General features: G+C 67.0%; 12 protein-coding genes. 6 read left to right on the plus strand and 6 right to left on the minus strand.

Going from position 1 to position 13,176, the window contains the following annotated elements; genetic code table 11:
• Positions 1-14 precede the first annotated feature (14 nt).
• Positions 15-2,066, minus strand: coding sequence for a TPM domain-containing protein (locus tag ACFRJ8_RS07290; RefSeq protein WP_377985441.1), 2,052 nt, complete (start codon positions 2,064-2,066; stop codon positions 15-17).
• Positions 2,067-2,364: 298 nt separating this feature from the next.
• On the opposite strand from ACFRJ8_RS07290, the gene ACFRJ8_RS07295 reads away from it, so the two are divergent.
• From ACFRJ8_RS07295 to ACFRJ8_RS07320, 6 genes are all read left to right on the plus strand, one after another.
• Positions 2,365-4,059, plus strand: coding sequence for a trypsin-like peptidase domain-containing protein (locus tag ACFRJ8_RS07295; protein ID WP_377985442.1), 1,695 nt, complete (start codon positions 2,365-2,367; stop codon positions 4,057-4,059).
• 298 nt (positions 4,060-4,357) lie between these two features.
• Complete coding sequence (locus ACFRJ8_RS07300) at positions 4,358-5,170, plus strand: electron transfer flavoprotein subunit beta/FixA family protein (protein WP_377985443.1); 813 nt, start codon at positions 4,358-4,360, stop codon at positions 5,168-5,170.
• 16 nt (positions 5,171-5,186) lie between these two features.
• A complete protein-coding gene (locus ACFRJ8_RS07305) occupies positions 5,187-6,140 on the plus strand; it encodes an electron transfer flavoprotein subunit alpha/FixB family protein (protein ID WP_377985444.1) in 954 nt (317 codons plus the stop codon).
• 4 nt (positions 6,141-6,144) lie between these two features.
• Positions 6,145-6,924: a PIG-L deacetylase family protein gene (locus ACFRJ8_RS07310; RefSeq protein ID WP_377985445.1), complete on the plus strand. Its 780-nt coding sequence runs from the start codon at positions 6,145-6,147 to the stop codon at positions 6,922-6,924.
• A 75-nt stretch (positions 6,925-6,999) separates the two neighbouring features.
• Positions 7,000-7,530, plus strand: a complete 531-nt coding sequence (locus tag ACFRJ8_RS07315) for a gluconokinase (RefSeq protein ID WP_377985446.1) — start codon at positions 7,000-7,002, stop codon at positions 7,528-7,530.
• A 36-nt stretch (positions 7,531-7,566) separates the two neighbouring features.
• Complete coding sequence (locus tag ACFRJ8_RS07320; protein ID WP_377985447.1) at positions 7,567-8,979, plus strand: gluconate:H+ symporter; 1,413 nt, start codon at positions 7,567-7,569, stop codon at positions 8,977-8,979.
• 167 nt (positions 8,980-9,146) lie between these two features.
• Here the strand turns inward: ACFRJ8_RS07320 and ACFRJ8_RS07325 are convergent, their stop codons facing one another.
• From ACFRJ8_RS07325 to ACFRJ8_RS07345, 5 genes are all read right to left on the minus strand, one after another.
• A complete protein-coding gene (locus ACFRJ8_RS07325; RefSeq protein ID WP_377985448.1) occupies positions 9,147-10,034 on the minus strand; it encodes an anti-sigma factor domain-containing protein in 888 nt (295 codons plus the stop codon).
• A gap of 10 nt (positions 10,035-10,044) precedes the next feature.
• The gene (gene sigK / locus ACFRJ8_RS07330; RefSeq protein WP_377985449.1) at positions 10,045-10,650 is read right to left on the minus strand and encodes an ECF RNA polymerase sigma factor SigK; all 606 of its coding nucleotides are present in this window, start codon (positions 10,648-10,650) and stop codon (positions 10,045-10,047) included.
• A gap of 293 nt (positions 10,651-10,943) precedes the next feature.
• Complete coding sequence (locus tag ACFRJ8_RS07335) at positions 10,944-11,411, minus strand: tRNA (cytidine(34)-2'-O)-methyltransferase (RefSeq protein ID WP_377985450.1); 468 nt, start codon at positions 11,409-11,411, stop codon at positions 10,944-10,946.
• A gap of 82 nt (positions 11,412-11,493) precedes the next feature.
• The gene (locus tag ACFRJ8_RS07340) at positions 11,494-12,465 is read right to left on the minus strand and encodes a J domain-containing protein (RefSeq protein ID WP_377985451.1); all 972 of its coding nucleotides are present in this window, start codon (positions 12,463-12,465) and stop codon (positions 11,494-11,496) included.
• 250 nt (positions 12,466-12,715) lie between these two features.
• Positions 12,716-13,150: a hypothetical protein gene (locus ACFRJ8_RS07345; RefSeq protein ID WP_377985452.1), complete on the minus strand. Its 435-nt coding sequence runs from the start codon at positions 13,148-13,150 to the stop codon at positions 12,716-12,718.
• Positions 13,151-13,176: the final 26 nt, after the last annotated feature.

Here is a 13,176-nt window from a genome sequence, read left to right on the forward strand (position 1 = left end):
GGGGGAGGCTGCAGCTAGAAACTGCCGGAGTCGCCGCCGCCGAAGTCTCCTCCGCCGCCAAAGTCGCCGCCGCCACCCCAGCCGCCGCCGGAATCGTCGCCGCCCCAGCTGCCTCCGCCGCCGCCCCAGCCTCCGCCGCCTCCGCCGTGGAGGATTGAGTTGATGAGGATTCCGCCGAGGATCGCGCCGCCGAGGCCGCCTCCGCCGCTACCGCCGAACATCCCGCCACGGCCGTAGCCTTGGTTGGCGTAGCCGCCGAACTGGTCAACATCGGACTGGGCCAGCTGCGCGGCCTGCGCCGCCAGTGCGTGGGCCTGCTGCGCGTACTGCAGCGCTGTGACCGGGTCCGTGCGGGAGATGGAGAGCGCATAGTCCAGGTTCCGCTGGGCTTCCGCCAGGCGTGTGCGGGCATCGGTGCCCACGCCTCCGCGGCGGGCGGTGATGTAGTCCGACGTCGCACTGATCTGGGCCTGGGCCGACATGATGCTCTGCTGCAGCGAGGCCTGGGCGCGGCGCGCCTGTTCCTGTTGGTCGCGGATTCCGCCCAGGGACTGGTCCAGGGTCTGGTGCGCTGTTTCGACGCGTTCCAGCGTGGCGATGGGATCGAACTTGCCGCCCTGAATTTCCGCCTTGACCTGCGCGAGCGCCGCTTCCACGGCGGCCACCGGACCGGACAGTTCAGGATGGGCGCCGGACTGGAGCATCGCTTTCGCCTGCGCCAGGTCCTGGGCGGTGTCGGCGACGGCGGATTCCAGGCCGCTGCGTGCCTCGTCAAGGTTGCCAGCCACCTTGGTGATGGCGCCAATCAGCACGTTCGTCTGGTGCAGGCTTTCCTCGGCCGCCCGCACGGCCACCGCGGCAAGGCTGTTCTCGCCCGCCGCGAGCTTTTCCTGCGCCGCGGTCGAGGCGTTCTGGACGAATTCGAGGCGTTCCTTGGCCTGGTTGATATTGTCCGCAACCTGGACCAAGGCGCTCTCGGCGTACTTGGCGCGAAGATCCGTCAGCGACTGTTCGGCGCTGGCAATCTTTGCCTCGGCATCAGCTGCGCCGGCGCTGACGGCGGCGAGGGCCTGCGGTGCGTTCTTTTCCAGCTCGCGGAGGGAATCGAAGTCCGCCTTTTGCTCCTGCAGCGAGGCCAGGGCGGCCTCGGAGCGGCGGATGATTTCGCCGAGCCAGCTCCGTTGCTGCTCCTCGGTGTCGGGGATGTGGTCGTCGAGCTGCTGCTGCAGCTTGAACGACTCCGTCATGTGGCCCTTGGCCTCCTGCAGCGCCTTGGTGAAATTACCCACCGCGGAGTCACCATATTGGGCCTGGGCGAATCCCAGTTCCTGCTCGCTGGACTTGATGGCGTCATCGGCCTCGATCAACAGCGAATCGCTCTTCCGGCGCAGCTCCACCACGCTGAGGCCCGCCAGCGGATCCGCCTCCGCACCCTGGGCCCCGGAGGAGGCCCCGGCACCCTGACCGGCCTTCTTCCGGCGGTTGCGGAAATACAGGTAGGCTCCGCCACCTGCCACGGCAACGGCGCCGACCCCCACCAGGACGGCGCTGCCGGCCCCTTCGCCGGACGGCACTGTGCCGCTGCCGCCGCCCGCCGCGTCGCCCACCGCGGCAGCGGTATCAATGGCCGCCTGCGCGAAGTCGCGCTTGCCGCCGGCCAGGTTCGGCACAATGGCGTTCTGGGTGATGTTGGACGTTTTGGAGTAGATGGCGCTGGCCGAGCTGGGGGAGAAGTAGTACTTCCCGTCGTCGGACATGGTCAGAATGACGTCGGCCTTGCCCATGCCCTTGTTGGTCGCGACGGTCCGGGCCCATTGCGCTGGGTCGGCCGGATTCTCGAACGTCTTTGCCGTGACGACGTAGAGGTTGTACTTGTGGTCCTTCAGGAGCTTCTGGATGGCGTCCTGGACTTCGGCCTTGCGGCCGCCGAGCACGTTCGCGCTGTCCACAATGTTCTGCCCGGACGGAATGGTCACCGGATCTTCGGCCAGGGCTGGAGCGGCGGGGAGCGCCAGCAATCCAGCGACGCCAAGAACGGCGAGGAAACGATTCAACTTAGACCGCATGTGCAACCCTTCAGCACTTCTGGGACCGGTTCGGTCGAACCAGCCGTCACAGAATGCAGCAGCGCCCCCACGCAGATGTAAAGCGCCGCAGGTCGCTGTGGCATTTCCATTTGATTCTATGGTGCACCCAAATGGCAGTCCACCTAGGGGAATATGCCACCAGCGAAACGCGCCTAAACTGGGAAATACAGGCCCGGAGGCCGCAAACCATCCGTTCAGGAACCTCCCAGCAAATGTCCGCTCTAGTGTCAGCCTGAGCGTCCATAGTTATAGGCAGACGAGGATGAAAGGAAGTCTCATGACTGAGAACCCAGTGCCGGGTGCGTCACCGGAGCCGACACAACAGAACCGGGAACCGGCGGGGCAGCGGGCGGGCTCGCCGGAGCAGACGCATGCCGTAAACGCGCCTGAGGCGGCACCCGGAAACCCGGCACCCTCACAGCCAGCAGCGGGAAGCCCAGCGTCCGGAAGCTCTGCGCCCGAGAACCCCACCCTCCGGCTGGACCGCGCCGAGGACGGAGCACCACGTCCGGTGTACCAGCAGCAGCCCTCGGCCGGGGACACCCAGCAGTTCGGCACTCCCGCCCAGCACACCAGCCAGTACGGCGGGTTCTCCCAGGCCGGTCAGGGCCAGGGCCAACCGGCCCAGCCCTCCCACCTGCCCTATGGCCAGTCCCAGTACGGCGGCCCTTACGGTGCCAACCCCGGCGGCCAGCCGGCGTCGGGTCCGTCCTATGGATCCGGCCCGGGCTACGCGAACAACCCGGCGCACGCCCCTAAGCGCAAGGCGGCGTTTGGTGTCCCGACCCTCGTGGCCAGCATCGTGGCGGCCGGCCTGATCGGCGGCGGCGTGGTCGCTGGCAGCAACGCGCTGCTGCTGGACCGTTCCCCCACTGCCGCCACGAGCGGCACCACCCAGGCGGGTCCGGTGATCGTCAACAACAGGGACGCCGTCAACGCCATCACCGCCGCCGCCCTCAAGGCTTCCCCCAGCGTGGTGACCATCAAGGCAACCAGCGGCAGCGACGGCGGCACCGGCAGCGGGATCATCCTCGATGCCGAGGGCCACGTGCTGACCAACACCCACGTGGTCACTCTCGACGGCAAAACCGCGAACGCCACCGTGGAGGTCCGGACGAGTGACGGCAAGGTCTACTCGGCGAAGATCGTCGGTACCGACCCTCTGTCCGATCTCGCCGTGATCAAGATCGACAACCCCTCGGGACTGGTCCCGGCAACGCTGGGTGACTCGGGCAAGCTGAACGTCGGCGATACCGCCGTCGCCATCGGCTCGCCGCTGGGACTCACCGGCACAGTCACGGACGGCATCGTCTCGACCCTGAACCGGACCATCAGCGTGGCGTCCTCGGCCGCACCGAAGGACGGCGCGGATAACTCCCAGGGCGGGGACCAGGGCTTCCAGTTCGCGCCTCCGGGCGGTGGCGAGACCCCGAACACCGCGGATCAGGGGTCCATCTCGATCAACGTCATCCAGACAGACGCGGCCATTAACCCTGGCAACTCCGGTGGCGCCCTGGTGAACACCAAGGGTGAAGTCATCGGCGTGAACGTCGCGATCGCCTCCGCCGGCGGCGACTCGGCCACTGGAAGCAGCAGCGGCAACATTGGCGTGGGCTTCAGCATCCCCATCAACAACGCCAAGCGCGTGGCCCAGGAGATCATCAGCGGCGGCAAAGCCACACATGGGCAGTTCGGCGTCAGCGTGAAGCCCAAGGCCGCCGGTTCGTCCTCCTCCGGGTTCTCGGTGGGCGCCGAGGTCGCAACTGTCGAGTCCGGATCGGCCGCTGACAAGGCCGGCCTCAAAGTCGGCGACGTCGTGACGAAGTTCCAGAACCTGGCCATCAGCGATCCCAACCAGCTGACCGCGGCAGTGCGCGAACAGCCCGCCGGGTCCACAGTGAAGGTGACGGTCCTGCGCGGCGGCCAGCTGAAGGACTTCGACGTGACCCTCGGCGCTGCAGCCGAGCAGTAATAAGCACAGCAGTAATAAGCACAGCAGTAGTTAGGAGGCCGGGCGGCACCAATCGGTGCGGCCCGGCCTTTCCGTGCCAAACCTTTCCGTGCCAAACCTTTCTGTGCCCAGCCCATTGGTGCCCGGCTCATGCCGAAGATTCCGGGGTCCGGGCCGGGCGCTGACACAGGCGTTAACCGAGGCCGTGCTGCCGGCCGGCTATATGGTTAGCTAGGAACAGCCCGGCTACCGGGTGTTCCGTGGCCATGACCCCGCCAGGGGCGGCTGTCCACCCGCATGGAAGGCTGCTGTAGACACAGTGGAAGAAACTCTAAAAATCATTGTGCTGGTCAAGCACGTCCCGGATGCACAGTTCGACCGGCACCTCACCGGTGAGGGCAACACCGTGGACCGCTCCGAGAGCATCCTGTCCGAACTGGATGAATATGCCCTGGAGGCTGCCCTGCAGCTGAGCGAGGCCCGCGGCGGGGAAGCGGCCGGCAACAAGGTCATCGCCCTGAGCATGGGACCGGCCGGGGCCGTCAACGCGGTCAAGAAATCCCTCCAGATCGGCGCCTCTGAAGGCGTGCACCTCAGCGACGAGGCCCTTGCCGGATCCGATGCAGCAGCCACCTCGCTGGCACTGGCCGCCGCGATCCGCCACCTGGGCGCGGACGCCCCGGCGGACCTCATCCTCACCGGCATGGCCTCCACAGACGGCGAGACCTCGCTGGTCCCGGCACAGCTCGCCGAACGTCTGGGGCTCCCGCAGGTAACTTTTGCCGCGTCGCTGGAGCTCGACGCCGGCAAGCTCACCGCCCGCCGCGACGGCGACACCCACGCGGACACCATTGAGACCGAACTGCCGGCCGTCGTTTCCGTCACCGACCAGATCAATGATCCGCGGTACCCGAACTTCAAGGGCATCATGGCGGCGAAGAAGAAAACCATCACCACCTTGAGCCTTGCCGACATCGGCGTCGACCCGGCCCAGGTGGGCAAGGCAGGTTCCTGGACCGCCGTCGAGACCGCAGAGATCCGCCCGCCGCGCACGGCCGGCACCATCATCACCGACGAAGGCGACGCCGGCATCCAGCTGGTTGAGTTCCTGGCTGCCCAGAAGCTGCTCTAAAGGGGATTATCCGAACATGGCAAAAGTACTCGTTTTCATCGACAACCCCGGCCAGGCGCTGAAGAAGTCGAGCCTGGAACTGCTCACGATCGCCCGCTCCCTCGGCGAACCGGCCGTCGCCTTCAATGGCGAACTGCACGATGACGCCGCTGCGGCCCTTGCTGCGTACGGCGTCCAGGCACTCTACCGCCCGTCTGCGGCCGACCTCGACGACTATCTTGTGGGCCCCAAGGCGTCCTACCTGGCCGCCGCGGTCCAGACTTCCGGTGCCACCGTGGTCCTGACCGAGAACTCGGCCGAGGGCAAAGAAATCGCCGCCCGACTCAGCGTCAAGCTCGGCGCCGGTGTCATCACCGACGTCGTGGCCGTGGACCCCGACGGTACAGCGCACAAGTCCGTGCTGGCCGGCTCCTACACCACCACTGCGAGGGCCACCACGCCCGTGGCTGTTCTCACCGTCAAGCCCAACAGCATCACGCCCGAGCCTGCCGTCACCGGCACGGCACCGGAGGCCGTGACGATCGAGGTCCCTGAGACGGCCACCGCGGCCTCCGCCCGTGTCACGGCACGCAGTGAAAAGCCCGAAAGTGGGCGCCCCGACCTGACCGAGGCGCGGATAGTCGTGGCCGGCGGCCGTGGTGTGGACGGCAACTTTGGTCCGCTGGAGGAGCTCGCCGACGCCCTGGGTGCGGCCATCGGCGCCTCGCGGGCCGCCACGGACGCCGGCTGGATCGGCCACGACGCGCAGATCGGCCAGACCGGCAAGACCGTCTCGCCGCAGCTCTACATCTCCGCGGGCATTTCCGGAGCCATCCAGCAGAAGGCCGGCATGCAGACCGCCAAGGTGATCGTGGCCGTGAACAAGGACGCCGAATCGCCGGTTTTCGAGATCGCGGACTTCGGCGTTGTGGGTGACCTCTTCCAGGTTCTGCCGCAGGCAACCGCCGAAATCAAGAAGCGCAAAGGCTGACTGCATGAGCACCAACGCCGTTCCGGCGCAGAGCCCGTTCGACCCGGAGTCCTCCCGGATCGAGCGGGTGCTTTGTTTCACCGCCCACCCGGACGACATCGATTTCGGCGCCGCCGGCACAGTCGCCGCATGGACCGCCGCAGGAGTGCAGGTCAGCTACTGCATCATGACCGACGGCGACGCCGGCGGCTTTGATCCGGCGCAGCGCGAGGAAATAGTACGGCTGCGCGTGGCGGAGCAGCAGCGTGCCGCCGCCCTGGTCGGCGTCACGGACATCCATTACCTGCACCAGCGTGACGGCTACCTCGAACCCTCGCATGAGGTGATGCGCGAGGTGGTGCGCCTGATCCGGCAGCTCCGGCCCGACGTCGTCGTGTCCATGCATCCGGAACGGAACTGGAACCGGATCCAGAAGAGCCACCCGGACCACCTGGCCGTGGGGGAGGCCGTGACCCGTGCCGTGTATCCCGCGCTGGAAAACCCCTTCGCGTACCCGGAACTGGCCGAGTCCGGGCTCGAGGCCTACAAATTGCCATGGCTGTGGCTTTTCGCCGGGCCGGAAGAGCGCGAAAACCACTTCGTGGACGTCACCGAGCACGTGGACAGCAAGCTTGCCGCCATCCACATCCACGTCAGCCAGCACCCCGACGTCGACGCCATGGAGCGCACCGTCCGCGGCCTCATGCTCGGCACCGGGACCCGGGCCGGACTTCCCGCCGGACGCAGTGCCGAGGCCTTCCATGTCGTAACAGTCAACGGCCAGGGGACCATCGCCGGCTTCTAGTGTTGCTGCAGCACTACCTCTGCCATATGCTGGCCTCTGTTTAAATCATATTTATTTGATGGAAGGCAGACTTTGATGGCGAAGACTGCGCAACACCCCGTTCTTGTAATCATGGGCGTCTCCGGTTCCGGCAAATCAACTGTGGCGGGGCTTCTGGCCGGCAGGCTGGGCTGGGATCTTGCCGAGGGCGACGACCTTCACCCGGAAGCAAACGTGGCGAAGATGCACGCAGGAGAGCCGCTGACCGACGAGGATCGGTGGCCCTGGCTCGAAAGCATCGCCGACTGGATCCGGTCCCACACCGAAGCCGGAAACCCCGGCGTCGTGACGTGTTCGGCACTGAAGAAGCGCTACCGGGACATCCTGCGCGGCGAAGGGGTGGTGTTCGTGTTCCTCGAGGGATCACGGGACAAGATCTCCGACCGGCTGGCCTCCCGCCACGGGCACTTCATGCCCCCGGCCCTGCTGGAGTCCCAGTTCGACGCGCTCGAAGCGCCCACCCCGGACGAAAACTTCATTTCCCTGTCCGTCTCCGCAACGCCGGCGGAAGAAGCACAGGAAATCATCACCCGACTTCATCTCGACGCTGCCGACGCCAGGCCCTGAGCCTTCCGCGTTCCGCCGCCACCAAGGAATTTTTTTGTGAAACCACTGATAGCAACGCAGCTTCCGGCTGCCGTTGAGGCCGGCACCGGCATCAACACCCAACTACTCATCATCGCGGGCCTGGGCATCGCCCTGCTCGTGGTGCTGATCGCCAAATTCAAGTTCCACCCCTTCCTGGCCCTGATTCTGGGGTCCGGTTTCGTCGGCCTCGCCGCCGGTGTGGAACCGGCCAAGGTGATTGCCAACTTCGAGGACGGTGTGGGCGGCGTCCTGAAGGAAGTCGGCCTCCTCGTCGCGCTCGGCGCGATGCTGGGCAAGCTGCTCGCCGACTCCGGCGGCGCCAACCGGGTGGTCGACACCCTCCTGGCCAAGGCCACCGGAAACAAGCTGGTCTGGTCCATCACGCTGGTCGCCGTGATCATCGGCCTGCCGATGTTCTTTGAGATCGGGCTCGTCCTGCTGCTGCCGGTGATCGTCCTGGTCACGCAGCGCTCCAAGATGCCGCTGATGCGCATCGCCATCCCCGCGCTGGCCGGCCTGTCCGTGCTGCACGGGCTGGTGCCGCCTCACCCGGGGCCGCTGATCGCGATCAGCGCCGTCAAGGCGGAACTGGGCACCACCCTGGCCCTCGGCATCCTCGTTGCCATTCCCACGGTGATTATCTGCGGCCCGCTCTTCTCCCGCCTGGCAGCCCGGTGGGTGCCTGTGGGCGCCCCCGCCGTCGCCGGCGGCGTCGACACCGTGCATGGCGCGGACATGGAGGGCGTCAAGCGCCCGCCGAGCTTCCTCGTGACCCTGTTGACCATCCTCTTCCCGGTAGTGCTCATGCTGCTCAGGGCCGTCGTGGACATCATCTGGCCTGACCCTTTGACGGCCCCGGCCATACGGATGTTCTTCGACTTCGTCGGCCAGCCGCTGGTCGCCATGACCCTGGCGGTCCTGCTGGCCATGGTGACCTTTGGCTACGCGGTGGGCCTCAGCGGCGCCAAGATCACGAGCAGGATCAGTGCCAGCCTCGGCCCGATCGCGGGGATCCTCCTCATCGTCGGCGCCGGCGGCGGCTTCAAGCAGACGCTGATTGGTGCCGGTGTGGGTGACGCCGTGAAGACCTGGGCCGAGGGGACCAACATGTCCGTCCTGGTGCTCGGCTTCATCGTGGCCGTGGCCCTGCGCCTGGCGACAGGCTCGGCCACCGTCGCGACGGTGACGGCCGCCGGCATCGTGGCACCGCTTGCCAGTTCGCTGACGCCGACGCACGCCGCACTGCTGGCCCTCGCGATCGGCGCCGGCTCGCTGTTCTTCTCGCACGTGAACGACGCCGGCTTCTGGCTCGTCAAGGAGCTGTTCGGACTGACGGTGGGCCAGACGTTCAAGACCTGGTCCGTCATGGAAACGCTGATCTCCGTGGTGAGCTTCGGCCTGGTCATGCTGCTCTCGCTGGTCATTTAGCCGGTCAGGAAGTCAGCCGGACACCACGTCAGGCGCACCAAACGCAGAAAGCCGCCCGGGCCTTGAGTCCTTCTACGGAAGGAGCCAAGGCCCGGGCGGCTTTCTGTATTCCGGGCGGCCTGTGTTTGGCGGCCCGTGTGCAGCGAGAGCCTGTCCCGTGCGAGCGTCTAGGCGTTCAGTGGTGCAGCGGCGACGGTCGGCAGGGTTGGTTTCGCGGATCCGCCTGCAGGTTCCACGGTGATGCCCAGGGCGGCGGCGGAGCCGATGCCCTTGACCACCGCTGGCTTGGACAGGGCTTCCGCGTCCATGAGGCCCTGCGAGACCGGGGCCGAGCCGTCCTTCGGGATCAGCCACATCTGGTAGACCTTGCCCGCGGGCGGAGCCGGGACGCCGTTCATCTTGACGACGGCGGCGTCCCTGGACGGGGAAATCGACACGGTGGCCGTACCGCCGCCGTTGACGTCCACGGTGGCCTGGCGGACGTCGCTGGCCTGCAGCACCTGGTTCAGCGGATCGTTCTGGTTTGCCACATAGGCGCCCACCCCAACGCCGCCCAGGGCGATCACGGCGGCAGCGGCGACGCCGACAAGCCAGTTCCGCATGCCCTGCGGGCGGCGGCGTTCTTCCCTGCGCTTGCGGGCCGCGCCGAGCTCGTCGGTGGCGGCCACTCCGGAGCTGTCGCGTACCGGGTGCGGCATCACTGCCGCCGTCTGCGGACCCGTGCCGGGGAGGGGCACTGCAGCGGGGGACGGCTGTGCCGTCTGCGCCGGCAGCGATGACATGATCCGGTCCAGCAGCCCGGGCGGAGGTTCTTCCTCGGCAGTGAAGCTGGTGGTCAGGGTTTCCCGGGCCTGCCGGACGCGTTCATTGAAGGCATCCCGGTCGGCTGCCGGTGCGGAAGCGAGGAACTGCTCGATCGCGGCGCGTTCGGCGTCGTCCACCGCGTTGAGGGCGTAGACCTCGGCAAGGTCCACGACGCGGCCGGAAGCCAGGTCGGTGGCGATCTCGGCAGTGAAGCCGCCGGGGAGGCGGTTGTCGTTCTCATGTGGGTTCATGTCGGTCAATTCAGCTCACCCCCAAGCAGGTCTTCAGTCGGATCAGTCCATCGCGGATGCGGGACTTGATGGTAGGAACCGCGGCATTGAGCCGCTCGGCCACCTCCCGGTAAGTGAGGCCGCCGTAGTATGCCAGCCGCACGGACTCTTGCTGCGTATCGGTCAGCGTCGCCAAGCACCGGACCACTGCCTCGGCCTCGAGCCGGCTGCCGACTTCGTCCGAGACGGAATCGTGGTCGATCTCCTGGCTGCTGGCACCGTATTTGGCTTCGCGGTCAGTGGCGGACTGCGAGGACCGGACCTTGTCCACGGCGCGGCGGTGCGAGATGGTCATGAGCCAGGCCAGCGGACTGCCGGCCGCGGGATTGAACTTGGCCGCGTGCTGCCAGACCTGCAGGAAGACTTCCTGGGTGGTGTCCTCGCTGAGTTCGGTATCGATCAGGACCCGGCGTGCCATGCCGAAGACGCGCCGGGAGGTGAGGTTGTAAAATTCCGCGAACGCCGCCTGGTCGCCCTGCGCAATCAGTTCCAGCAGGCTGCCGAGCCGGCCATTGATGTCGGCTGAGGTACCCGCGGGAGCGGCGGCCTCGGGGTTCGGGGCATTCGGAGTATCCATCACTCCCAAGCATAAGCCGCCTGTCGGCGGACGCGGGCCAGGAGCGGCGGCATGGGGCGAGGGGCCTGCCCCTGCCGCATGGGCAGGGGGTCTATCCAGTTGCACTGTTCTCACCCGCCTTTTCTCGCTCCCTTCAGTGTCTCCCACAACGCTGGGTCGGCGGTTTCGTGTGCCCGCCTTCAGAAGTGATTCGGCGCAGCCCGGAATCCGGATGGGCGCGACGTGCGGGATTCTTTGCCGCGGGCCCCCGAGGGGGCAGCCGCCGGTCCGGCCGGCGGTAGGCGGCGGGCCGGCTACAGCTTGGCCCCTGCGAACCCGTTCTGGCGCCAGGCCTCATAGACGGCGATGGACGCCGCGTTGGCCAGGTTCAGCGACCGGAGGGAGGGAAGCATCGGCAGGCGGACGCGGGACGTCACCCGGGGACTGTGCTTGAGTTCCTCGGGCAAACCCACGGATTCAGGACCAAACAGCAAGACGTCGCCGGCGCGGTATTGGATGTCTGTGTAGGTGGTTTCGCCGTCGGAGGTGAAGGCAAATACCCGTTCCGGCTCCAGCGCCGCCCAGGCTGCATCTATGTCCGGGTGGACGGTCACGACGGCGAGGTCGTGGTAGTCAAGGCCGGCCCGCCGGAGCTTGGCGTCGGAAAAATCAAAGCCCAGGGGCTCCACCAGGTGCAGCTCGGCGCCCGTGATGGCTGCCAGCCTGATGGCGTTTCCCGTATTGCCGGGAATTTCGGGGGTGTGGAAGAGGATGCGGAACACCTTTCCATCCTAGCGAGCCGCCGGCGTCGGGCGCGCCGCGGGCGGTCAGCCCCGGAGACGCCGGGGAGGAACCGGGGCGAATCTAGTGCATTCCGCCCAGCAGCCGGGCCAGCACAGGCACGTTGACGGTGTTGGGGGCTGGTCCCGAGCCGAGGAACTGCTTGAGGCCGCGGGCCAGGCCCGCGGCGTTGACTACTTCGACAAGCCCCGAATTTTCCCCGTACCCGCTACCCTGGCCGCCGGGTGCGCGGCGGTGCCGGTCGATGACCGGTTGGTGCAGATTGCCGTCCGTGCTGTGGATAACAATCCAGCCGGTGACATTGAGCTCGGGAAAAATATCCTGCATCCGGCGCACGATATGGGCCAGTTGGGGCGGGGCGACGGAGCGGTTGCCGTGTGTCAAGGTGCTGCCGTTCCACGCATAGGCGCCCGGCGGCAGCAGCATCGACCCGATGATTGCGAGCCGGTACCCGGCAAGGACTGCGTGGTCGATGTGGCTGTTGTCCGCGGGGGACTGCAGCCCGTTGACGAGGCGCGCGGCCGGAATGGTGGTCAGGATCTGCCTGCTGATGAGCTGCACAGTGCGCATCTCGCGTTGGATCCTGGCCTCGGCGCCGAAGATCCCGCGCTTGCGGGGCATGCCGTGCACCTGCTGCCGGGCCACACCGGCAGGGATCAGCGGCACCGCCGTCCCGTCGCCAAACTGTTCGAACGGGGGAACATAGACAGGTGGGTCGGCAGCTGTATTCCGCGGCGTGTTCGGCCGGCGGACGTTGGCTGAGGCCCGGCTGCCGGCGGCCGGGGCATCGAAGTGGGCGCCCTCGTCGCCGGGAGTGGAATATGCGCTCCCGTAGGAGCGGTCATAGTCCGCGCGGCGCTTTGCGTCGATGAGTATCTCGTACGCGAGGGTGACACGTCGGAACGCGGCAGGGTCGCCTCCGTGGTCCGGGTGGGCGAGCCGGGCGGCCTTGCGGTACGCCACTTTGATGTCCTTCTCCGTCGCCGTCATGGGGATCCCTAGGACCTGGTAATGCGAGCTGCTGCCCTGCGTCAAACAGAGATCCTTTTCATCGATGGTGCTGGCGTTGAGAAATGCCGGGCCGTTCGTGGGCGCCCGGCAGGCCCAGTTTAACCGGCTGAGAGAACAACGAGTGCGCGTACCGGGATGGTTCCCCGCGCCGCAGGCCCGCGCAGCCGGGGCTAAGAACAGGGATGGTCCAGATGCCCCTCCTTTGGACGGGCACCTGGACCTGTTTGCTGTTACCCGGTTGTCCCGGACCGGACCGGGGCGGCCGTGTTCCGGCTTAGCGGCCTGGTGTGGCGGCGGGCGCGGCCTTGTGCGGGGACAGCCTGTTCAGTGCCAGGGCGCCCACGAGCAGCCCGAAGTCACGCAGTGCGACGTCGTAGAAGCCGCCGAGCACGATCAGGTTGATGATGATGCCCAGCAGCCAGGCGGCCACCAGCGCCGATCCGAAGCGCGGGCGCAGCGCCACCGTGACGCCGGCGATGATTTCCACTACGCCAACGATGTACATGATGGTCTGGGCCGGAAGCGGGATTACCGAGGTGGCCACGGGGGCCAGGTACATGGTCCAGTCGGTCAGCAGATTCGTGAACTTGTCGAGGCCGAACAGGATCGGCGCAACCGTAAAGACGGTCCGCAACAAGAGGAAGGCCTGGCGGTGCGGGTCCGCCGCCAGCTGCTGTGCGGGAGTGGCGAGGGATGGGGAAACTTTCATGGCGTGCTCCTTCTAAAAATGGATAA

It is taken from the genome of Arthrobacter sp. NPDC056886 (genome assembly GCF_042788715.1).
In the GTDB taxonomy this organism is placed as follows: Bacteria; Actinomycetota; Actinomycetes; order Actinomycetales; family Micrococcaceae; genus Arthrobacter.